The following is a 22,306-nucleotide window of genomic DNA, read 5'->3' as shown; positions in this document are numbered from 1 at the left end:
GTATGTATCCAATATTTTTTGGCGAAAGTCGAGGGAATATGGTTTCATTTTTACCCTTGAGTAGATGCACTGAATTTATCTTAATTAGTGTACTTTATTAGACTGGTAAACGCCATAACTTGTAATCAACTATTCCCTGTGTAAAGAAAATAATGGTGGCAATCAGTGAAGAAAAAATGTTGATAAATTTTGTATTTGCGATCGCTTGCACAAATGTCATCCGAAATAGACTCACATAAGCTGCTGTGAGCATGGTGACATAGCCACCACTAAAGAAACCACCATAAACACCAAGCACAAAAGTAGCCACATATCCACCAATTTCTGCTATTTGCGATGGTTTCCCTATTCTTGAAACAATTCCAGCATTCCGATTAGTGATTGAAAATACGGCAACCACAATCATCAAAACTGAGATAATCAGAGGCATCGATTTTGAAGGTACAACTAAAACAAATAATGCACCGATAATTGAGCCTAAAAGTGTTAGAGAAATCATGATTGGCAAGCGACTGCGATCAATTGCTTTTTTGCCAATAAAAGGCAATGTACCACCAACACTCATAAAAGTTAATGCCAACATATTAGTGGCAAGAGCAATGCGCGGTTCAATACTCAATTGCAACATTACAGGGACGGTAATTAAAGAAGTACTTACTGTAATGACACTTATTACACTTGTTATAAAGAAAACTGTAATGAGGAAGAATAATTCAGGAGTAGTCATTATAAATTATATTTTTATGTTGTTAGCAATACATTTTTTGTAGTGATGATTGCACTAGAAAAAAGATATCTAAAGCTCTTGCTATAAAAGATTTACAGCTTTTTCTAATTATATTAATATAGATAAAATCCAGTGTAAAGGTATAAAATATATACCAAAAAAAGCGGTATTTTATATATAAATTGGTAACAACTAAGTTGGAGAAATTTGTATAAGTTGGTAAATTACAACAGTGAAACATGTCTGTTGTAGAGAAAGTTTTTTATGGGTCAATACGCTTGGGTTAAGGGCTAATTGTACAAAAATGTGGGTTTTCAAGACGCGATAAATCGCCGTCTCTACAAGTGTTTTGGTCTTATCTAAACTGTATTGGTTTATAGGTGTCAACTGAAGGTAAAATCCTTCATCATTTCATCTATTTAAAGACATCACAGACACGATTTTCTCCGCTTCATCTACCGTGATTTTCGCTAGCCCAAATTGTTCAATTACCGCTGCATTCGTCGTCAAATGCCTACTCACTTCAGCCACTCGATACTGACTTTCCTGTGATGCTAAAGCAGCTGGTAATAATAACTGATCTGCTAAATGTTCATCTACTGCTGCGCCGGTGTGATGAAACTCAAGCAGCTGATGACAAGCAATCTCTGCAACTGTCTCCGCCGACAACCGTAATCGCCCAAATCCACCAAAGCCAGTCAAGCTGTTCTGATATTCAGCAGTTAGGAAAATACCCGCCCCAGGTGCTACACCTCTTTCTCGCAAAGTCTGTACAGCAACTTTCAAATTGGCTTCCCGTAACAAATTTTCGGCACGATTTGCCATCCGTTGGGGAATATGGGAAGGCAATTCTGTCACCACTGCTAGTCCCCGCACCTGTTGTAACTTTCCCCGTTCCAACAAGTTGATCCCACCGAGTTTACCACCACCATCTACCTGTAACTGTACCTCACCCCCACCTTGGGGATACCAACCCCAAGCGCCTAACTTGACTTGGGCTTCTACTCCCATGCGTTGCAGTATGGGCAGATAAACTTGCTCTATGTACGTCACTGTCGGGCTAAAGTTAACGTGAGTTCCACCCTTTAGTGTTACCTGGGAATTACCAGATGCTAGTGCTAAAGGTAAAAGAATTGTTTGTAAAACTAGAGCGATCGCACCCGCAGAACCACCTTGTTGTGCTTTACTAACATCAAAGGTATAAATTCCAGCTTGCACAGCACTACCTGGGATGAATTCTAGTAGCATTGAACCCAAAGCATCACCCCGTAGTTGGGCATTACAAATTCTACCCGCAGCCCGAACGGCTGTTAAGTGTTGTGCTGCTAATCCTGGCTTTTTGCGTCCAGCGCGAATGCCTGTAATTCGTATGGGTTCGCCAGTGATGGCGGCTAGACTTAAGGAAGTGCGGAGAACTTGTCCGCCTCCCTCTCCGTAGGAACCGTCAATTTCAATCATGGGCGATTTTGGGATGTTGGATTTTGGGTTTTCCGAAAAGAATTCAGGAGTCAGGAGTCAGGAGTCAGGAGTCAGAATTCAGAATTCAGAATTCAGAATTGAATTGGAGCCCGACTTAGGAATGAATACACGGTAAAACATCACAATCTGATCTTTCCTGCGGAAGTTGTCGCTCCGACTTTCCGCGCTTAATCTACCACTTTCTGATTCTGATTCCTGTTAGCGATAAGCGGGGCGTTTAGCCCATTCTGACTTTTGAATTCTTCTTCAACCCCACGACTCTTAAAATCAAACCACAGATTATAAACGCTTAATAGCTAGCTTTTTAGAGTGAAGTTACACAAATATACAGAAAAAGTTCTGATATCTCTTGCCGTAGTTTGCTAATTTTGAACTTTGAATTGAAGAACCTTACTTTTACCGGGGTTCATCAACCCATAAGGATCAACTATTTCTTTAAATTTTAATTGTTCAGGATTAATTACTTTTCTGCCTCCCTCTTCAATAATATAGGTGTGGGGATTGGCAATACTCACACCCTGTTCTTCGTGATAGTGGATAATTTCATTGAGGCGTTCTTCGGTGGTGTAGCGCACAAGTTGCAAAGCACCAGGAACTACGGCACCGTTTACCCGAAAAAATTCCAAATGCATCATTACTTCATCGCCGAAGTGATGGTACATGTGCTCTACTAGTTTTAAACTGCGTTCGCTAGAAAACATACTTTGTAAGTAGGTAATTGCAGTATCTACACTCCGAGCGTGTAAGGTAGTGTGGTTCCAAGTAAATTCTGCTAAATGTATACCTTTGGCTGCTTCTTCGGCTGGTTTTTTATATGTGATTTTGCCGCCATATTGCTGCACCAAACCTGGTAAAAATTCCAAACTCGGTTCGGAAATTATCAAAAATACTGGGTGAGTCCCTTCAGGAATGTACTGTTGTAGGGCGTGGAAATATTGGGGAATTTGGGATGCAAAGACAGAAATCAACTTTTTAATCATGCCATCAGCATTACCAAGAGCCTGACCAAACTTTGCTGCTGTCATAAACTCGTCAAATGTCACAATGACTTCTGCCCAAGGATAAGCTGGTGCTAAGGGGATTTCAACTTCGGTGATGATGCCGTTAATTCCCCAAGCATGATTAACCTTTTGCACATCGTCGCCGCGTAATTCGATCGCACGGGGTTCATCTTCTACAGTTATTACTCGCAATGCTAAGATATTACCGCGATCGCCAAGTAATCCATATTGGATCGAGCCAATTCCCCCACTTCCCCCAGCAATAAATCCGCCAATTGTGGCTGTGCGGTACGTGGAGGGGGCCATACGGATTTCCCAGCCGATTTCTCTGGTTTTTTTATCCAAAGTTGCCAACTTCACCCCAGCTTCTACCCGCGCCACCCCTGGTTTTACCCAAGGAATCTCTTGCATCCGCGTCATGTCTAAAATTACGCCACCATGCAACGGTACACATTGCCCATAATTCCCTGTTCCCGCACCCCGTACAGTTACAGGTACACGATGTTTCGCGCAGGCGGCTGCAACTTTTAAAACCTCTGCTTCATTGGCGGGACGCACTACGATATCCCCCACTTTTCCCTCTAGTTTTGGCACTAGCACTGGACTAAAGGTGTGGTAATCCTGGGATAATTTTGCGACTTGGGCGGAATCGGTGATGGTTTCTATCCCTTCTAGAGAATTAATCAGGTCATCCGATTTTATCGTCATAGCTTATATCCTTTTTTTGACGCAGAGGAACGCAAAGGTTTACGCAGAGGAGTTAATTCTCTGTGCCTCTTTGCGCTTCCCTCTGCGCTCCTTTGCGTTTAAAATCTTAATTCTCATGTTTCACAGCACTTTCATGCCACTTACTTAATATAAAGGCAGATAGGGCACTAAAGTTGAAATAGGTTGAGCAGATTCCGGTCAACGCTGTTGAGTCCTAGTACCACAAGGCGGAATTCGTAATTCGTAATTAATTGTTTGCAAGGGTTTCAGACGTTTAAGATGGGTGGCTTATTTACGCCGTGCGGTACTAGTACCGCAAGGCGGAATTAAAAATTAAAAATTAAAAATGAATACAGCATAAGGGTTTCGTTGATTTGGAATGATTGGTTTATTTCCGCCGTGCGGTACTAGTGTAGTGTTAGATACGATGGGGAAAAAGGCGACAATCCAGGCACAAACTACTAAGGCGGCGAAGGTGTTATTTTTTAGCCAGAGAATTATTAAGGGTGCGATCGCAACGATGGGAGTTGTTTGTAAAATTACTGCATAGGGAAATAACCTGCGTTCAACCTAACAAACATCATGGTCACGCATCTATGAAAAAAGCGCTCACACCTCAAACTGCTTTACTATTTACATGTTCTATGATGCTGGTAGCTTGTGCTAAAAGTGGCAGTAATGATGCAAATTCTGCAAATAATCTAACAGCAACAACAGGTGCAGCTAATGCTATTTCTATTGGTATCGCCTTTGCACAAACGAGCAATGTAGCATTACTTGGTCAAGAGGGAACTGATGGAGTAAAAATTGCTGAGAAATATTTTAATAACAAAGGAGGTATCAATGGTAGACCAATTAAATTAGTCTATCAAGATACTGGTGGTGATGAAGTTGGAGCCATTAATGCTTTTCAAACTTTAATTAGTAAAGATAAAGTTGTTGGCATTGTTGGCCCTACCCTATCACAACAAGCTTTTAGCGCTAATCCCCTAGCAGAACGCAATAAAGTTCCAGTTATTGGAGCATCAAATACTGCTAAAGGTATTCCCGAAATTGGTGATTATGTGGCTCGTGTTTCTTCATCTGTTGCTGTTGTTGCTCCTTATTCAGTGAAAGCTGCACTCAAACAAAATCCTCAAATCAAAAGAGTAGCTGTCTTCTACGCTCAAAATGATGCTTTCAATAAGTCGGAAACAGAAATATTTCAGAAAACAGTTACAAATTTAGGATTGGATTTAGTCACAGTCCAAAAGTTTCAAACTACAGATACCGACTTTCAAGCTCAAGCCAGCGATGCTATTAATTTAAAACCAGATTTAGTGATTATATCCGGGTTAGCTGTAGATGGAGGTAATTTAGTTAAACAATTACGAGAACTTGGTTATAAAGGAATAATTGTTGGTGGCAATGGTTTTAACACATCCCATATATTTTCTGTGTGCAGAGCGCTTTGTGATGGCGTGATTGTAGCTCAAGCTTATAGTCCTATCTATGCCAGTGAAATTAACACTGCATTTCGTAAAGCCTACCTTGAACAATATCATAGAGAACCACCCCAAGTAAGTGCTCAAGCTTTTGCTGCTTTACAGGTATATGTAGAAGCGCTGCAATCTTTAGATAAAAAAAGCAACATTAATCAATTGAAATTACCACAATTGCGTACAGAATTGAATAAGGAGTTACTAACAAAAAAGTTTCAAACTCCTCTCGGTGAAATTGCTTTTACACCAGTAGGTGATGTAATTCAAAAAGAGTTTTACGTTGCACGACTCAAGATGGAACCAAACGGTGTCAAGGGTAAATTTTCTTTTTTAAGCATAAAATAGTTGCAAGGATTAAAGTTGTAGGGGCATTTTTAATCTTTGGTAAAACCATACTTTACTTAGAGTAAAGACCAGTAGGTAATATTAGCAGAAGCAGAAACGTAAATTGGTTTGCCTTTAAGGTCGGCAAGGGTTTTAATTGCTGGGTTGGGATGTGCAATGAGACACCAAGGGTCTTTCTGGAAAATTGCTGCGACTGTAATTTTGGGAATATCTCGTGCTATGGCATTTACGGCATCCATGCCATAACTCATAAAGACATCTACCGCATCCCCCATCAACAATTGAGTACCACTGGGAACCTGGGGGCCACCCATTTTGATGCTTACATCTAAACCGTAGTCTTTGTAAATACCAGTGGCTATCGCCTGGTAAAATCCGCCGTGTTCTGCTTGTGCCATCCAGTTTGTACCAAAGGTAACTTTATCCAACTGAGAATTGCTAGTTGACGGTTGGTTGCTGTTAGTACAAGCAGCAGGAATTCTGCTATCAATCCAGATAGAACTGTATTGAATAAAATTGCGGCGATTAAGGCGATGAATTGCTCTTGATGAGGGTGATGACGGATTCATAAAACAGTATGATCCTCTCTCCTATCTGCCGTTGTAGCTGAATCTAAATGTACATTCTAGAATCAACTTTTGATTCACTAGCGAATAGGGCTGAATTTCTAAAGCACGTTGAAAAGCTCGGATCGCTTGCCCATACTGTCCTAGTGCCGCATAGCACAAGCCCATACCGTGAAGCGCCCCAAAATGTATTGGATTTATCTGCACAACCATCTGACAATCTGCCAGAGATTTTTGGTAATCGCCAATACTGTAATACAGGAAAGCCCGACGATTCCAAGCTTCGGCAAAATCTGGCTGATCTTTTATAAGTGCTGTCAGTGCTGTTTCGGCTTCAGCAATTTCACCAGCATCCAGTAACTTTTGACTGCGGTCGATTATTTCCAGCCCATAGATTCCCTTTTGCTGAAACCAGATCCGCCAGATTTTTCTGGTTGCTTTGTCCCGGACTGTGGCATCGGGGTTTTTCAACTCTTCAAGTAAGGAATTGATAGATAAAGAATCCATGAATTTGAGATCAGTGAATATACCTTTGTATTAACTTTCTCACAAAATATATCTATTAATTCATTTTTAAAGTCATCTTTAAATTTGCGCTGATTAATTGCTAATTATGAATTTTCTGTGTTATTTATTGGATTCAGCAATACGACTAATACCACACTAGACATTTAGAGTCTTGAAGAATTCAGTATTCAGAATCCAGGAATCAGAATCAAGATACTTGCGGACTCGCTTTATTATGTCGGAAAACATCTTGAAAACCACCAAATGTGTTCTTTGGTGGGTTCTTAAACCCATTTATTCATTCGCCAGTCGTAGAGGATTCATTCTGACTCCTGACTCCTGACTCCTGAATTCTGGTTGATAAAAAGAAAAACTTACTAGAGGTAGTTGACAGATCACTAGTGAGTAATAGCTGATAAAAACATCCCTAAAAAATAATGACTATGCCAAAGCAAAACGACGTTTCCAGGCATATTGTTCTTACTTCTCATCCTCGTAGCTTTGGCCCTAAACCAATCCCCATTAAATGGGGAGCAGCTGATCCTATGGAACGCGGACCGATTATTGCTACGCTAACTAAGCAAGTACATCGCAACGTGATTGGCACTCACTCTGGCAGTTATGCGATTTATCGTGCTCTAGCTGTGGCTAGCGGTGCTTTACAGTCGGATCATCGGGCGGATTTAACGAATACATCCCCAGTGGAGCATATTGGGCCTCACCCTAGTTGGGCTGACCCTGATAAGATAGTATCCCTCGACCCTTACGGGGCGATCGCATCTGAGGTGTTCGCATCCTATTGCCAACAGGGATATGATATTCGTCCCACGATCGCAATTACTCAAGCTCATATCAATATGCCAGAATTGCAAGATGCCATAGACAAAGGTCGTTTGCAGGTAGATGGCAAAATCATGAAACCAGGTGGTGATTTGGTTGTCACCAAAGCCGCAGTTGAACCTGTTTGGTATTTACCAGGAATTGCCAAGCGCTTTGGCATTGCCGAATCAGAGTTGCGTCGCGCTTTATTTGAACAAACTGGCGGGATGTTTCCCGAATTGGTGACGCGATCGGATTTGGAGGTATTTTTGCCGCCAATTGGAGGCGTGACGGTGTATATTATCGGTGATTTGGCTGCGATCGCTGATCCCAATAAACCGGTAGCGGTGCGGGTTCATGATGAATGCAACGGTTCTGATGTGTTTGGTTCAGATATTTGCACCTGTCGCCCCTATTTGGCACATGGGATTGAAGTGTGCGTCCAAACAGCACAGGAAGGCGGTGTGGGTGTAATTGTCTATTGTCGCAAAGAAGGCCGCGCTTTAGGAGAGGTGACGAAATTCTTAGTTTACAATGCCCGGAAGCGTCAAGAAGGAGGCGATCGCGCTGATGCCTACTTTGCCCGTACAGAATGTGTCGCCGGAGTAGAAGATATGCGGTTTCAAGAATTGATGCCGGATGTGTTGCATTGGTTGGGCATTACCCGCATTGATCGGATGGTGTCGATGAGTAATATGAAGTACAACGCCATCATTCAGGCGGGAATTGAGATTGTGGAAAGAATACCCATCCCAGAGGATTTGATTCCCCCAGATGCACGGGTAGAAATGGAGGCTAAAAAAGCTGCTGGATATTACACCACTGGGGATGTGTTAGATGCAGATGATTTGGCTGAAGTGAAGGGACGAGGCTTGGTAGAGTAGGGAGTGGAGAGGCAGGAGGGGGAGCAGGGGGAGAATAACTAATGACAAATGACAAATGACTAATGACAAACGAGAATTGATTGCATATCTTCGCTCCCCAGTCGCAATTCGGGAACGATGTCAGCAATTATTTGCACTGGTAACTGAGGGAAAATCGCGTTATTTTACTTGCGATTTAACCAAGTTGACAAAGGTAGCAGATTATGTGGTTGAGGTCATACGCTGCGAGTATCCGGATCTCGAAATTCCGTTTCACAGTCGTTGGCGACATTTTGAGGTTGGGGGTGTACCGCGTTTAGCCCAGTTAGATAGCCAGTTAACGGGACTAACGCCTCTGGAAAAAGCTGCTGCTAAGTTTGATTTGGCAATCGTCAGTGCCTTGTTAGATGCGGGTGCAGGGAATAATTGGAGCTATAATGAGCAGGAGACTGGGTTAAATTTGGTGCGATCGGAAGGGTTAGCTGTAGCCAGTTTCCAAATGTTTTGTGAAGGGGCTTTTTCGAGTAATAATTTGCCTCAAGTAGATGCTCAAAAATTGCAAGCATTCACAGAAGCAGAACTCACAACTGGATTTCAGGTAAATACAGAAAATCCTTTGGTGGGAATTTCTGGACGGTTGAGATTATTACAAAAATTAGGTCAAGTTTTAGTCTCTTCACCTAATTTATTTGGCAATGAAAATCCCCGTCTAGGGAATTTGGTAAATTATCTTTTGGGCAAATCTCAAAACGGGCAGTTAGCAGCTGCAACTGTTTTCAGTGCCGTTCTGGAAGGACTGAGTGAAATTTGGCCTAGCAGATTAGAAATTGCTGGGATAAATTTGGGAGATGTTTGGCAACATCCAGCTGTTAGGGATGATGGTTTAGTGCCATTTCACAAATTATCCCAGTGGTTGACATACTCATTATTAGAACCATTACAAGAACTCGGTTTAGTAATTACTGGTTTAGATGTCCTCACCGGATTACCAGAATATCGTAATGGGGGATTGTGTATTGATTTGGGACTTATTAATGCAAAACATCCAGATGTTTTACACTCATCCCACTCAGTAGCATCCGAAATTATAGTTGAATGGCGTGCTTTGACCGTAATTCTCTTAGATCAGATTGCCGCCACAGTCCGCGAAAAGTTGAGCATGAGTCCCGAAGAACTGCCACTAGTAAAAATCCTCCAAGGGGGAACCTGGACAGCAGGGCGTAAAATTGCTGCTGAACTCAGAATAGCTGGTACATCCCCTATCCAAATAGATAGTGATGGCACAGTATTTTAAGGTAGGAGGCAGAAACTCTTTATCTCTGATTTCAATTCCTGCATTTTTACCTTATACCAACTTTGTATGAAGCTGCATAGAATTAGATCCCCCCAACCCCAATACTTTTCGGGTTTTGGGGAAAAGGGTAAGGGGTAAGGGGAAACAAAAAACCTTTAACCTTTAACCTTTTCCCGAAACCCAATTCCGAGTTAAAAATGCTTATCCGAGCAGTATTGCCCCCAACCCCCCTTCAAAAGGTGGACTAAGAGTTTCTTAAAGTCCCCCAATTTATCAGGGAATTTAGGGGGATCTAAAAACTTATAGGCTAAACGAGTAGTTTGAAAACACGCCCTAGGGGGGATCAGTTAGTGCCTAACATCACAGCGAAACACTTTTCAAACATCCTCTTAGATTTGGGAGCAATGTAGAGTGGAATCTCACTTCCTAAAGCTAGATTCAGATCCCCGACTTCTTGAAGAAGTCGGGGATCTGAGTCACAACTTTGCTATTGTTCTGGCAGCGGGTAAATCTACTCGTATGGGTACTTGCAAAACTTCACTCCCTTGGGGTGAAGGTAAAACCTTATTAACTTATCAATTAGAACAGTGGTTAAGTGTAGATTTTACCCCTGTAGTTGTGTTAGGTTCACACAACAGCAATAAACAAATAGATTGTCCTGATGGCAGTTTCGCTGTAATTAATCCTCATGCCAATGTTGGTAAAACAACTTCTCTGCTCACAGGGTTGCAACATATTCCTCCAAACTTTGAAATATTAGCAATTTCCGCAGTTGATCAACCCAGAGAATTAGAGATTTACCAGCGATTAATCCTAGCACACCAAGACACTTCAGCAATGATTACTGCACCCAGCTATGAAGGTAAAATGGGACATCCATTGTTATTCAGTAATGGGATGCGATCGCACTTACAAAATATCCGTGAGGAAAGCTTAGGTTTACGCCAAATTATCAAAGAATTTTATCCAGTAATTCATCATGTGAAATTTGATCATCCGGCTGTACTATTAGATATCAACACGCCAGAAATATATCAGGAACAACTGCATAATATTGGATAGCAATAGATTCCTAACAAGATTCCCGACTGCTTGAAGAAGTCGGGAATCAAAGTATTTCGATTATTCTTTCACAAACCCAATCAATCTTCAGTTGGATCATCAATCATTTCCGGTACTAAAGCTGGGTTAGTTTTACGTTCTTCTGGCGATTGCTCCCGAATAACATCGTCTATTCTCGCAGGGTGTTTGATTTTGTCCAGTACCTCTGGACTTAATTGTGCTGCATCACCTTCTGGAGTAGACTTTTCAGCTTGACTAGGAACTGTTTCCTTATTCATCACTAATTTCCCCAAACTTATACACCAAGCTTAGTTCTTCTATGTTGAGGTACACACTATCTTCGGACTTAATTTTACGTAGCAATAGGGAAGAAAAGGGTAGGCGTAGCCCGTGGGAGACATCGCTTTTTGTAGAACATAAGATGATTCACTAAATGAAATAGCCTTTACCATAAAAGACGTAAATATTCAGTACTCTCCGTTTCACAAATAGGAAATAAGCAGTGTTACCAAAGAAACCTTCCGCTACCAATGAAACTCAACGCTGGACATTTGCTCAACTTTTTGGGCTGGTAAAGCGTAATCCCATGATGATTTCACAGTGGGTGATCAGGTGGGTAGTTGTGGGGACTGCTGGTGGTCTATTTGCAGCGTTGTACTGGAATGTTTTAGAGTTTTTAACTCACAAACTCCAGCGATTTGAAGGTTTTAACCTCTTAATAGTGATGCCACTTAGCGGTTTAGTTATCGGTCTGGTGATTCATTTTTTGGGAAATCCCGGTGAAATCGCTGTGATTGTTGATAATATCCATTTTCGTGGCGGACGCTTAGATGCTCGCAAAAATCCTTCAATGATTTTTGCTTCTCTAATCAGCATATCGGCAGGGGGTAGTGCTGGGCCAGAAGCACCGCTGGTACAGGTAACAGGTTCTTTTGGTACTTGGGTTGCCGATCGCTTAAAACTCCAAGGTGAAGACCTCAGAACCATGAGTTTAGCAGCAATGGCAGCTGGCTTCACTGCCTTATTTGGCGCACCTCTTGGCGGTGCAATGTTCGCCTTAGAGATTTTGCACCACGAGCATATTGTGGAATATTACGAAGCTTTGATGCCAGCCATTGTTTCGAGTTGCGCTAGCTATCTGGTGTTTGCAGCAATTACCCACTTAGGAATTGCGCCCACTTGGCATTTTCCTCAGTATCACTTAGAAAGAATTGATGATTTTGCGATCGCGATCATGTTTGGAATTATCGGGGCGGTGGCGGGATGGATTTTTATGGGCCTTTTTCGGGGCTGCGATCGCATCTTTGCCCTGATTCCCGGCCCCATTTATGTACGCACAACACTAGCAGGATTCGGACTTGGCAGTTTAGCAGTTTTATTACCGCTAACCCGTTATTTTGGACATGAAGAGTTAGATTCAGTCCTCACTACTAACTTTGGTGCTGTTTTTCTCTTAACTCTCGCTCTTGGGAAAATGGCTGCCATTAGCATTACGGTAACAGGTGGGTGGCGCGGTGGATTCATCATCCCCCTGTTTTTCACTGGTGCTTGTATTGGTAAAGCAGTAGCAGTCTTAATTCCGGGACTTAATCCCGCCCTTGCCATGATTTGTACAATGGCCGCTATTAATGCAGCAGTAACGCGCACACCTATAAGTACGACTTTACTATTGTCAAAACTGGCTAACTTGAGTCCTTTTACGCCAATCCTTTTTGCCAGTTTGATTGGGTTTTTTCTTGCCCCCAAAGTCCCCCTGATTGCATCTCAACTAAAATCTCAGAGAGAGGCTACGAATCAAACAACCGCCTGAGTTTGCTGCCCAGGCAATAAAAAGCAATATATGCTAAGATTGTATCAAATTATAGCAATTATTCAAGAGCAATTTAGAATAATTTTGCGCTTTGTTGAGTAAAAAAGCTAAAATCTACGATTTTTGGAGATTTTTAGGTTATGACAACCTCACAGGAGAGGATTATCCCGATAGACTTGCGAACCGAAATGTCGCAGTCTTATCTGGAATACGCCATGAGCGTGATAGTGGGTCGGGCGTTGCCAGATGCCAGGGATGGTCTAAAACCTGTGCATCGTCGCATTCTCTACGCAATGCACGAGCTAGGTCTACTTCACGATCGCCCCTTTAAGAAATGCGCCCGTGTGGTTGGGGAAGTGCTGGGTAAATATCACCCCCACGGCGACACGGCTGTGTATGATGCCTTGGTGCGGATGGCACAGGATTTTTCCATGCGATCGCCCCTAGTTAACGGGCATGGTAATTTCGGTTCGGTAGACAATGATCCGCCAGCCGCCATGCGGTACACCGAATGCCGCTTACAAGCCTTAACTAGCGCCGGTTTACTCCACGACATCGAGTATGAAACTGTAGATTTCGCCGATAACTTCGACGGTTCTCAGCAAGAACCGACAGTTTTACCAGCACGGATTCCCCAGTTATTGCTTAACGGTTCCTCTGGGATTGCCGTGGGCATGGCTACCAACATTCCCCCCCACAATTTGGGCGAATTGATCGATGCTTTGGTGGCTGTAATCCACAATCCAGAAATCACCGATCTCGAATTAATGCAATATGTCCACGGCCCAGACTTTCCGACTGGGGCGCAAATTTTAGGAACATCTGCCATTCGAGAAGCTTACACTACCGGGCGTGGTTCCATTACCATGCGTGGTGTCGCTAACATTGAAACCGTTGAACAACGGGGACGCCCTGATAGAGAAGCAATCATCATTACCGAATTGCCCTATCAAACCAACAAAGCGGCACTGATTGAAAAAATCGCCGAAATGGTGAACGAAAAGCGGCTAGAAGGCATCGCAGATATCCGGGATGAAAGCGATCGCGACGGTATGCGAGTTGTCATCGAACTCAAGCGTGATGCTTATCCCCGCGTCGTTCTAAACAACCTCTACAAGCAAACGCCACTGCAAGCCAACTTCGGCGCAAATATGCTGGCGTTGGTGAATAGCGAACCCCAAGTCCTCACCCTCAAGCAGTTCTTAACCGTCTTCTTGGATTTCCGGATCGAATCCATTGCCAGACGCACCCGTTACGAACTACGGAAAGCCGAGGAACGCGACCATCTCTTGCAAGGGTTATTAATTGCCCTATCTCAGTTAGATCCGATTATTGTCTTGATTCGCCATGCGCCAGATGCGCCCACAGCCAAAGGCGAATTAATCACAACTTACGGACTCTCAGAAGTGCAAGCAGATGCGATTTTGCAGATGCAATTACGGCGGTTGACTGCTTTAGAAGCAGACAAAATTCGTCTGGAACACGATGAATTGCAAGCGAAGATTACCGACTTGCAAGATATTTTGGCCCGTCGGGAGAGAGTGCTGGAAATCATTGAAACTGAAGTCGGGCAACTGAAAACTAGCTTCGCTACACCCCGCCGCACAATCATTTTACCAGGGGAAGGGGATTTAGACGATCGCGATCTAATTGCCAATGAAAAAGCGATAATTTTGGTTACAGAGCAAGGCTACATCAAACGGATGCCAGTCAACACCTTTGAAGCTCAAAGCCGCGCTACCAGAGGTAAAGCCGCAGCCAAGGTGAAAGATGATGACACTATTGAGCATTTCTTAACTTGCTGCGATCACGACAGTATTTTATTCTTTAGTGAGCGTGGTGTCGTTTATTGCCTGAGAGCTTATCAAATTCCAGCGAGTTCGCGTACCAGTCGCGGGACACCAATCGTCCAAATGCTACCGATTCCCAAAGAGGAAAAAATCACCTCGATTGTACCGGTTGACGAGTTTAGCAACGAAGAATATCTGGTCATGCTCACTAAGGGTGGGAATATCAAGAAAACCGAATTGGCAGCCTTTAGTCATATTCGCGCCAATGGTTTGATTGCCATTTCCTTAGAAGAAGGCGACCAACTCCGCTGGGTGCGACGCGCCAGAGTAGAGGACAGCGTAATCATTGGTTCTCGTAACGGGATGGCGATTAACTTCCGGTGCAACCACGAACAACTGCGTCCTTTAAGTAGGGCGACTCGTGGCGTGAAAGCCATGAAACTCAAGAATAAAGATGAACTGGTGGGTATGGATATTCTCCCCGCAGCAATTCTTGAAACTTTGGATGTTACAGAAGCCGAAATTGAAGATATCGAAGCAGTCGAAGCAGAAGATATCGAAATTACCGAAACTACTGAAGAGTCCGCAGAAGTGCCTAGTACTGGAGTAGTTGGCCCTTGGGTGTTGGTAATTACAATGGGGGGATATGGTAAGCGCGTACCCGTTGCCCAATTCCGTCTGCAAAATCGTGCTGGACAGGGTTTAATGGCAACCAAGTTCAAAAACCGCAAAACTAAAGATAAGTTGGCAACCCTACGCATTGTGAACAACGATGATGATGAAATCATGATGGTGACAAATCGCGGTATTATCATCCGTCAAGCGGTGAATGCGATTTCTATCCAATCGCGATCGGCAACTGGAGTCAGAGTGCAGCGTTTAGATGAAGATGACGCCATTACCGGAGTGGCAATAGTTCCACCTGATGCTGTCGATGCAGAAGAAGCAGAGTAAAAAGCAGGGGGAGCAAGGGAAGCAGGGGAGGCAGGGGGAGAGGTTAACCTCTTTACTGCCTTACTTGATTGCCTTAGCTAGTGGCATTTTAATGGGGCTAACCGTTGCCCCTGTCGGCGCATGGTTCTTGGCTTGGATTGCCCTAGTTCCCTTATGGGTGCTAATTGTCATTTCAGCCAAACGCAAAAACCAATCCCCCCCTGCTCCCCCATCTCCCCCTGCCCCCCCTGCTCTCTTCTGGGGTATTGGTTATCACGGTGTCGCCCTATCTTGGATTACCGGAATTCATCCCATGACTTGGTTGGGCGTTCCGTGGTTGCCAAGTTTGTTAATCACCCTTTTTTGTTGGGGATTCATTAGCCTCTTGGGAGGGGTATTTGTTGCTGTTTGGGCAGCTGTAATGGTTCGCCTAGCCGGACAAAAACCGTGGCTACGTATACTAATTGGTACAGCCGTCTGGTGCAGCTTAGAAAGTCTATGGAGTGCCGGGCCTCTGTGGTGGAGTTCCCTGGCTTACACCCAAAGTCCGCACAATCTCGTAATTGTACATCTGGGTCAACTCTCAGGGACTAATACTGTGACAGCAGCAATAGTTGCTGTCAATGGGTTAATTGCTGAAGGATGGATAAACCGCAGAGGCACAGAGGGCGCAGAGAAAATTTCCTCCGTGTTCTCCGCGCCTCTGCGGTTAGTTAATAAATACTTAGTTGCCGCCACAGGACTATTAATTACCTTACATCTCATTGGTTTTATCTTATATAGCCGTCCCATCGCCCAACCCCCAGAAGCAGCCTTGAAAGTGGGGATTATTCAAGGTAATATCCCGAACCGACTTTTACGAAGTTCCGAAGGGTTTCGTCGCGCTCAAGAAAATTACACCAATGGATATCTAACTTTAACAGAGCAAGGTGTAGATGCAGTCCTCACCCCAGAAGGAGCCTTACCTATTTTCCAGCGCAACTTGATGGAAACTGCTTTAGTCGCAGCAGTGAAGAAAAAAGGTGTAGTTGCTTGGATTGGGGCTTTTGGCGAACGGGGAGACAGTTATACAATTAGCTTGTTTACTTTCAACAGTAAGGGTGAAATTGTCAGCCGCTACGATAAAGCCAAACTAGTACCATTGGGAGAATATATCCCTTTTGAAGAAATTTTAGGCGGACTAGTTCAGCGTTTGTCACCTTTGGAGGCACACCAAGTTCCTGGTTCAACAAATCAGATATTTGACACTCCATTTGGTCGTGCGATCGCTAGTATATGTTACGAATCTGCTTTTCCTGAGCAATTTCGCTATCAAGCTGCGGCGGGTGGGCAATTTATCCTCAGTTCTTCTAACGATGCCCATTACAGTGCATCCATGCCATTTCAGCACCATGCACAGGATATCATGCGGGCAATTGAAACTGATCGATGGTCAGCACGGGCAACTAATACCGGATATTCAGCCTTTGTAGATCCTCATGGTAGAACATTGTGGATATCTGGATATAATACCTACGAAACTCATGCCGAAACAATTTATCGGCGACAAACACAAACTTTATATGTGCGTTGGGGTGATTGGTTAACACCGTTATTGTTGATATCCTCTGGAGGAGCTTGGCTGGTAATTAAATTTAGCAATACAAAGAAATTGAGTAATTAGCAATCAGGTATTTTATTATAAATTGAATTTACAATCCCTTCGGGGCGGGAGTAGGGAGTAGGGAGTAGGGAGTAGGGGAAGAAATTAGCCCTCCATTTAGGTTTAAAGCCTCGCCCCTTGTGGGCGATAAAATTCTTGTATTCTCTTGGTAGGTTGAAACCCGCGCATAGTGTGGGCGGCTTAGTTTCCCTACTCCCCACTCCCTTTCATTGTTAATTACAGTGTAAATAATATTGCTGGTGTATTGTTTCGCTTTCTCTTACATTGGAGATTTAAGGAAAAAGTTTCAGTATTATTATGACTATTTATATACACACCTTGCTCCAACTTACAATTATCCATAAGGCTGAAATTTAAATACAATATTTCATCCCAAATTAAGTTAAAAAAAACTATATAAGCGATAATTTGCTGACTTTAAGGTGTTTTAATAAAGTTATTACCGAAAGTCTAGTAGAAGCAAAAACATGAAAGGTTTCAGGAAGTTATCCTCAATAGCACTATTGCTATGTGCCTTTGTGTATCCGCCCTCATTAGCTGAAGCAAAAGATATTTCTTTAGATAATGCTCGCAATGAACAGAGCGCTGCACCAAAAGCTAACCTAGTTGGAGATAAAACTGGAGAGCTTTTAATTGCTCAACGGCGGCCAGGAAGATACCGAATGATCCGACGACGGCAGATTATCCGACGCCGGCAGTCCTTAAGACGATACCCAAGTATCCGACGACGGCAGTCCTTAAGACGATACCCAAGTATCCGACGGCAGCAGTTAAGACAACGGCAGATTATCCAACGACGGCAGCCTTACGGACGATACGAAAATATTCGCCGTCGTTATTAACGACGGCTGATGTCAATACTTGTCGGGTTTTGGGGAAAAGGGAAAGAAAAAACCTTTAACCTTTTCCCCAAACCAAATTGTGAGTTAAAAATGCAAAATCCGAGCAAGATTACGGCTGATGTAACTAATTAGTGGTTAGTGGTTAAACCACTAACCACTAATTATTATTATCTTTTAATGGCTTGCTACTACCTCTCCTTCAAGGCGAACTAGTCGGTCTGCCAAAAGTTTCTCAAGGTCTTCTAGTGCCTTGGTAAAACCTTTGATGCCCTCGTCTAATTTGTCAGTTGCCATACGGTCAGCAGCGTGCATTTTGTCATAGCTAGCTTTGTCAATGGATATCTTTTCGATTTCCAAGCTTGCTGCCTTGGCGGGGTCAAGTTTACGTGGCAGTTCTGCAACAGTTGACTGCAATTCAGCTAAAAGTGATGGAGAAATGGTCAGCAAATCACTACCTGCAAGTTCAGTAATTTCACCAAGGTTACGGAAGCTAGCTCCCATAACTTCAGTTTTGTAGCCAAATTTCTTGTAGTAGTTGTAGATTTTGGTGACTGACAAAACTCCTGGATCTTCGGCTGCTGGGTAGCTATCGCGTCCAGTATCTTTTTTGTACCAATCGAGAATTCGACCGACGAAGGGAGAAATTAGGGTGACGCCGGCTTCTGCACAAGCGATCGCTTGGTGAAGACCAAACAACAAGGTAAGGTTACAGTGAATACCTTCTTTTTCGAGAATTTCCGCAGCGCGAATGCCTTCCCAAGTGGTAGCAATTTTAATTAAAACGCGATCGCGGCCAATTCCGGCAGCTTTATACTGGGCAATTAAGTCCCGTGCTTTAGTCAGAGTAGCTTCGGTATCGTAGGACAAGCGAGCATCCACTTCTGTAGACACGCGACCGGGAATGATTTGCAAAATCTTTAATCCAAAGGCAACCGCCAAACGGTCAAAAGCCAAAGAAACTATCTGTGCTTGGGTGGCTCCGGCTCCAGCATCTTTCTTTGCCTGAAGTAAAGTTTGATCGACAATTCCCTGATATTCTGGCATTTGCGCCGCAGCAGTAATCAGAGAAGGATTAGTGGTGGCATCTTGGGGTTTGAACTTTTCAATTGCCTGGATATCCCCTGTATCTGCGACCACAACAGTCACTTCTCGCAATTGTTCCAGTAAATTCTTAGACATAAAAGACTCCATGATGTTTGTTTAGGATTTACTAGCGAGTGCTGAGTGCTGAGTTAAGAGTTAGGAGTTAAGAGTTAGGAGTTAGGGGTTACATATTCTCCTCCCCAGTTCCTAGTCCCCAGTCCCCAGTCACCAGTCCCCAGTCACCAGTCCCTTCAATTCTGATTCTGGCAATTTTTCTTAATCATTGCCCAATTTTGCTTACTATCTTGAGCCACAGCCCTATTCTAAGTGCCTTATGCTGAAATTGGCTGTCCAATGGAATGCACTTTGATTAAACTAGTTGTGCCCGATTTACCAATTGGAACACCAGAGGTAATTACTACTTTATCGCCCTTATTCGCTAAACCCATGTCTACAACTGTGTTCACCACATTGGTAAACATCTCTTCGGCATTGTGGACTGGTGGGATCAGCAAAGCTTCCACACCCCAAGAAAGCGCTAGTTGGCGATAAGCGGTGATGTCGGAGGTGAGGGCAATAATGGGAGAAGTCGGCCGATATTTAGACACCATTCGCGCCGTACTTCCTGATGAAGTGTTACAGAGAATTGCCCGTGAGCCTGTTTCATAAGCGATGCGACAGACGGATTCTGCCACAGATTCGGTAACGCTAAGACTGCCTGCTTCATGACACCAAGCATGTTTGCTACCCTCATCTAGAGCCTGTTCTGTCCGCACGGCGATGTTGTGCATCATCTGGACGGCGGCGATGGGATATTGTCCGACAGCGGTTTCACCAGAAAGCATTACCGCATCTGTTCCATCTAAGATGGAGTTGGCTACATCGGTGGCTTCGGCGCGGGTGGGATCGGGGGCGCTAATCATCGAATCTAGCATTTGGGTGGCTGTAATCACCGGCTTGCCAGCACGATTGCAACGGCGAATAATATCTTTTTGAATTAAGGGTACTTCGTGAATTGGCACTTCTACCCCTAAATCGCCACGGGCAATCATAATCGCGTCCGCAACCTTCAGAATGGAGTCAAAATTCTCTACTGCCTCTGCTCTTTCGATTTTGGCAATTAGGCGGATGGAAGCACCAGCAGCTTCAATCATTCGTCTGGCGGGTTCTAAGTCTTGTGGCGATCGCACGAAGGAAACCGCTACCCAGTCTACACCCAACTGAATCCCAAAGCGGAGATCCAGCAAGTCTTTTTCGGTGATCGAACTAACAGGTAAAGGAGTTTGGGGTAGGTTCACTCCCTTGTGGGTGGAAATTAACCCGCCAATTTTTACTTGTGCCCGAATGTGATCGGCATCGCGATCGGTAACAATCAACTTGACACGACCATCATTAATTAAAATTGGTTCACCTGGTCGCACCATTGCGAACAAAGTCGGCAAAGGTAGGGGTAGTTCGTCGATACTCTCACCCTTTTCTTGCAAAACAAAGGTGACTTCACTACCAGCTTCTAAATTTAAACCTTCCGGTGGTAAAGTTCCCAAGCGAATCTTGGGACCACATAAGTCTTGCATAATTGCGATCGGCTTTTGCTGCTCAGTACTAATCTGTCTGAGATAGTGAGCCGTTTGGGCATGGAATTCATAAGCCCCGTGAGAAAAATTCAGCCGTGCCACATTCATTCCAGCTTTTACCAAGGCTTGCAGCTTTTCAGGTGCAGATGTAGCGGGCCCAACAGTACAAATGATTTTGGTTCGACGCATAGGGATTGGGGGTTGAGGAGTAACCTGTGAATTCGTAATTCGTAATTCGTAATTCGTAATTTAGAGACTTCAGATTTTATTTAGGTTTTCGGGTTTAAATCTTTAGTCTTATTTCAAAGAATTAGTATTACGAGCCAAAAATCACATGTGCTTCATATCACCGGTTTGCTAAATAAAAATACTAGATTGCGTTTTGTTATCTTTTCTTTCCCATTTGACCCAAATCCCAAAAGTCAAAGGTTAATCACCAATGACCATTAAACAATTCGTAGTTCGTAATTATATTTTGTAACGGGGATTTCAACCCCGACTAATAACATACAAGCTGTTTATTATTCGTGAGTTTCAACCCCTATTAAATTACGAATTACGAATTATCAAGCAGCTGTCGAGGCAAGTTTTTCCTTTTGTGACATAGACAACATGAGGTCAATCACGCGATTCGAGTAGCCCCACTCGTTGTCATACCAGGCAATTACCTTGAAGAAGTTGGAGTTCAACTCAATCCCAGCGCCCGCATCGAAGATACTGGAATGGGTATCTCCTTGAAAATCTGTGGAAACTACTTCTTCGTCTGTGTAACCCAAAATACCGGCTAGTGAACCTGCGGCAGCCTCCTTCATGGCAGCACAGATTTCCTTGTAACTGGTGGCTTTGGCAGTTTTGAAAGTTAAATCAACTACAGAGACATCGGGAGTCGGAACTCGTAATGCCATCCCAGTTAACCTACCCTTCAATTCTGGTAAAACCAGTGCCACGGCTTTTGCTGCGCCTGTAGAGGAGGGAATAATATTTTGGGATGCACCTCGACCACCCCGCCAGTCTTTTTTGCTGGGGCCGTCTACAGTTGGCTGAGTGGCAGTCATAGCATGAACTGTGGTCATCAACCCTTCAGTCAACCCAAAATTGTCATTGATAACCTTAGCGATGGGAGCTAGGCAGTTTGTAGTGCAGCTAGCATTGGAAACAATGATATCCTTACTAGGGTCAAATAGGTGATGATTGACACCCATTAACAGGGTAGTAACTCTATCTGGATCTTTGGTGGGAGCGGAAATTACCACTCGCTTTGCACCTGCCTTCAGGTGGTTTGCAGCTCCTTCGTAGTCGGTGAAGAGTCCAGTCGCTTCCACGACATAATCTGCACCTAATTTTCCCCAAGGTAACTCTGCTGGATTTCTAACTGACACACAAGGAATGAAATGTCCGTCAATCAGGATGCCGTCTTCCTTAGCTTCAACCTTGTGCTTTAATTTACCGTGGGTTGAATCGTACTTTAATAGATAAGCGAGGTTATCTGGTGGTACTAGGTCGTTAATGCCCACAAACTCGATATTGGGGTTATCGATGCCGGCGCGAAGCACAAGTCGCCCAATTCGACCGAAGCCATTGATACCAACTTTCAATTTAGTCAAGATTAAACCTCCCGTTGTGGAAGTTGAACAAAAGGAGAAAGTTAAAAGTCAAAATAGATTGCCTTTTACTCTTTACTCTTTGATCCTGACAGTCTCAGTCGGCTAAGGCATATTTACTTGGCATATTTTAAGGATTGGGCATTGGGCATGGGGCA

Annotated in this window: 18 protein-coding genes; 9 read left to right on the top strand and 9 right to left on the bottom strand. The window is 43.6% G+C overall.

Annotated features, from left to right (window positions below; translation table 11 throughout):
* Window positions 1-97: 97 nt before the first annotated feature.
* The 3 genes from A4S05_RS35170 to A4S05_RS35160 all read right to left on the bottom strand — a co-directional run bounded on the left by A4S05_RS35170 (window position 98) and on the right by A4S05_RS35160 (window position 3,915).
* Complete coding sequence (locus tag A4S05_RS35170; RefSeq protein ID WP_069074389.1) at window positions 98-727, bottom strand: sulfite exporter TauE/SafE family protein; 630 nt, start codon at window positions 725-727, stop codon at window positions 98-100.
* Between the two features lie 411 nt (window positions 728-1,138).
* Window positions 1,139-2,185, bottom strand: a complete 1,047-nt coding sequence (gene rtcA / locus A4S05_RS35165) for an RNA 3'-terminal phosphate cyclase (protein WP_069074388.1) — start codon at window positions 2,183-2,185, stop codon at window positions 1,139-1,141.
* 383 nt (window positions 2,186-2,568) lie between these two features.
* On the bottom strand, window positions 2,569-3,915 hold the full coding sequence (locus A4S05_RS35160) for an FAD-binding oxidoreductase (protein WP_069074387.1): 1,347 nt from the start codon (window positions 3,913-3,915) through the stop codon (window positions 2,569-2,571).
* Between the two features lie 379 nt (window positions 3,916-4,294).
* Here A4S05_RS35160 and A4S05_RS42335 point away from each other — a divergent pair, with 379 nt between their 5' ends.
* Window positions 4,295-4,465, top strand: coding sequence for a hypothetical protein (locus A4S05_RS42335; RefSeq protein WP_176727196.1), 171 nt, complete (start codon window positions 4,295-4,297; stop codon window positions 4,463-4,465).
* A 46-nt stretch (window positions 4,466-4,511) separates the two neighbouring features.
* Window positions 4,512-5,741 (top strand): ABC transporter substrate-binding protein, encoded by a 1,230-nt coding sequence (locus A4S05_RS35155; RefSeq protein WP_069074386.1) that lies wholly within the window; start codon window positions 4,512-4,514, stop codon window positions 5,739-5,741.
* A 56-nt stretch (window positions 5,742-5,797) separates the two neighbouring features.
* Here A4S05_RS35155 and A4S05_RS35150 read toward each other — a convergent pair whose 3' ends face one another.
* Window positions 5,798-6,310, bottom strand: a complete 513-nt coding sequence (locus A4S05_RS35150; protein WP_084227380.1) for an ABC transporter substrate-binding protein — start codon at window positions 6,308-6,310, stop codon at window positions 5,798-5,800.
* 21 nt (window positions 6,311-6,331) lie between these two features.
* On the bottom strand, window positions 6,332-6,814 hold the full coding sequence (locus A4S05_RS35145; RefSeq protein WP_069074385.1) for a tetratricopeptide repeat protein: 483 nt from the start codon (window positions 6,812-6,814) through the stop codon (window positions 6,332-6,334).
* A gap of 443 nt (window positions 6,815-7,257) precedes the next feature.
* On the opposite strand from A4S05_RS35145, the gene A4S05_RS35140 reads away from it, so the two are divergent.
* From A4S05_RS35140 to A4S05_RS35130, 3 genes are all read left to right on the top strand, one after another.
* The gene (locus A4S05_RS35140) at window positions 7,258-8,517 is read left to right on the top strand and encodes a GTP cyclohydrolase II (protein ID WP_069074394.1); all 1,260 of its coding nucleotides are present in this window, start codon (window positions 7,258-7,260) and stop codon (window positions 8,515-8,517) included.
* A gap of 55 nt (window positions 8,518-8,572) precedes the next feature.
* Entirely contained in the window at window positions 8,573-9,790 is a 1,218-nt protein-coding gene (locus A4S05_RS35135; RefSeq protein ID WP_069074384.1) for a URC4/urg3 family protein, read from the top strand.
* A 411-nt stretch (window positions 9,791-10,201) separates the two neighbouring features.
* Window positions 10,202-10,852, top strand: coding sequence for a nucleotidyltransferase family protein (locus A4S05_RS35130; protein WP_256091371.1), 651 nt, complete (start codon window positions 10,202-10,204; stop codon window positions 10,850-10,852).
* Window positions 10,853-10,932: 80 nt separating this feature from the next.
* Here the strand turns inward: A4S05_RS35130 and A4S05_RS35125 are convergent, their stop codons facing one another.
* On the bottom strand, window positions 10,933-11,130 hold the full coding sequence (locus A4S05_RS35125; RefSeq protein WP_069074383.1) for a hypothetical protein: 198 nt from the start codon (window positions 11,128-11,130) through the stop codon (window positions 10,933-10,935).
* A gap of 224 nt (window positions 11,131-11,354) precedes the next feature.
* Between A4S05_RS35125 and A4S05_RS35120 the strand changes: the two genes are divergently transcribed.
* The 4 genes from A4S05_RS35120 to A4S05_RS35105 all read left to right on the top strand — a co-directional run bounded on the left by A4S05_RS35120 (window position 11,355) and on the right by A4S05_RS35105 (window position 17,890).
* A complete protein-coding gene (locus A4S05_RS35120) occupies window positions 11,355-12,662 on the top strand; it encodes a chloride channel protein (RefSeq protein WP_069074382.1) in 1,308 nt (435 codons plus the stop codon).
* Window positions 12,663-12,802: 140 nt separating this feature from the next.
* On the top strand, window positions 12,803-15,406 hold the full coding sequence (gene gyrA, locus A4S05_RS35115) for a DNA topoisomerase (ATP-hydrolyzing) subunit A (protein ID WP_069074381.1): 2,604 nt from the start codon (window positions 12,803-12,805) through the stop codon (window positions 15,404-15,406).
* Window positions 15,387-17,048 carry an apolipoprotein N-acyltransferase gene (gene lnt / locus A4S05_RS35110; protein ID WP_069074380.1) on the top strand — a complete coding sequence of 554 codons (1,662 nt, stop codon included), beginning with the start codon at window positions 15,387-15,389 and terminating at the stop codon, window positions 17,046-17,048. The genes gyrA and lnt overlap by 20 nt, the downstream gene beginning before the upstream one ends.
* A 467-nt stretch (window positions 17,049-17,515) precedes the next feature.
* Window positions 17,516-17,890: a hypothetical protein gene (locus A4S05_RS35105; protein WP_069074379.1), complete on the top strand. Its 375-nt coding sequence runs from the start codon at window positions 17,516-17,518 to the stop codon at window positions 17,888-17,890.
* A gap of 174 nt (window positions 17,891-18,064) precedes the next feature.
* Here A4S05_RS35105 and A4S05_RS35100 read toward each other — a convergent pair whose 3' ends face one another.
* From A4S05_RS35100 to gap, 3 genes are all read right to left on the bottom strand, one after another.
* The gene (locus A4S05_RS35100) at window positions 18,065-19,069 is read right to left on the bottom strand and encodes a transaldolase (protein WP_069074392.1); all 1,005 of its coding nucleotides are present in this window, start codon (window positions 19,067-19,069) and stop codon (window positions 18,065-18,067) included.
* A 236-nt stretch (window positions 19,070-19,305) separates the two neighbouring features.
* Entirely contained in the window at window positions 19,306-20,736 is a 1,431-nt protein-coding gene (gene pyk, locus A4S05_RS35095; RefSeq protein WP_069074378.1) for a pyruvate kinase, read from the bottom strand.
* A gap of 377 nt (window positions 20,737-21,113) precedes the next feature.
* Window positions 21,114-22,151 (bottom strand): type I glyceraldehyde-3-phosphate dehydrogenase, encoded by a 1,038-nt coding sequence (gap, locus tag A4S05_RS35090; protein ID WP_069074377.1) that lies wholly within the window; start codon window positions 22,149-22,151, stop codon window positions 21,114-21,116.
* Window positions 22,152-22,306: the final 155 nt, after the last annotated feature.

The organism is Nostoc sp. KVJ20 (genome assembly GCF_001712795.1).
Taxonomy (GTDB): Bacteria; Cyanobacteriota; Cyanobacteriia; order Cyanobacteriales; family Nostocaceae; genus Nostoc.
The sequence above is the reverse complement of the archived record's forward strand: the minus strand, read 5'-3'. Positions and strand labels throughout refer to the sequence as shown.

Excerpts from the sequence above, each read along its gene's own strand:
- A4S05_RS35170 (WP_069074389.1), bottom strand. The coding sequence starts at position 727 with ATGACTACTCCTGAATTATTCTTCCTCATTACAGTTTTCTTTATAACA.
- rtcA (WP_069074388.1), bottom strand. The coding sequence starts at position 2,185 with ATGATTGAAATTGACGGTTCCTACGGAGAGGGAGGCGGACAAGTTCTC.
- A4S05_RS35160 (WP_069074387.1), bottom strand. The coding sequence starts at position 3,915 with ATGACGATAAAATCGGATGACCTGATTAATTCTCTAGAAGGGATAGAA.
- A4S05_RS42335 (WP_176727196.1), top strand. The coding sequence starts at position 4,295 with ATGATTGGTTTATTTCCGCCGTGCGGTACTAGTGTAGTGTTAGATACG.
- A4S05_RS35155 (WP_069074386.1), top strand. The coding sequence starts at position 4,512 with ATGAAAAAAGCGCTCACACCTCAAACTGCTTTACTATTTACATGTTCT.
- A4S05_RS35150 (WP_084227380.1), bottom strand. The coding sequence starts at position 6,310 with ATGAATCCGTCATCACCCTCATCAAGAGCAATTCATCGCCTTAATCGC.
- A4S05_RS35145 (WP_069074385.1), bottom strand. The coding sequence starts at position 6,814 with ATGGATTCTTTATCTATCAATTCCTTACTTGAAGAGTTGAAAAACCCC.
- A4S05_RS35140 (WP_069074394.1), top strand. The coding sequence starts at position 7,258 with ATGCCAAAGCAAAACGACGTTTCCAGGCATATTGTTCTTACTTCTCAT.
- A4S05_RS35135 (WP_069074384.1), top strand. The coding sequence starts at position 8,573 with ATGACTAATGACAAACGAGAATTGATTGCATATCTTCGCTCCCCAGTC.
- A4S05_RS35125 (WP_069074383.1), bottom strand. The coding sequence starts at position 11,130 with ATGAATAAGGAAACAGTTCCTAGTCAAGCTGAAAAGTCTACTCCAGAA.
- gyrA (WP_069074381.1), top strand. The coding sequence starts at position 12,803 with ATGACAACCTCACAGGAGAGGATTATCCCGATAGACTTGCGAACCGAA.
- lnt (WP_069074380.1), top strand. The coding sequence starts at position 15,387 with ATGCAGAAGAAGCAGAGTAAAAAGCAGGGGGAGCAAGGGAAGCAGGGG.
- A4S05_RS35105 (WP_069074379.1), top strand. The coding sequence starts at position 17,516 with ATGAAAGGTTTCAGGAAGTTATCCTCAATAGCACTATTGCTATGTGCC.
- A4S05_RS35100 (WP_069074392.1), bottom strand. The coding sequence starts at position 19,069 with ATGTCTAAGAATTTACTGGAACAATTGCGAGAAGTGACTGTTGTGGTC.
- pyk (WP_069074378.1), bottom strand. The coding sequence starts at position 20,736 with ATGCGTCGAACCAAAATCATTTGTACTGTTGGGCCCGCTACATCTGCA.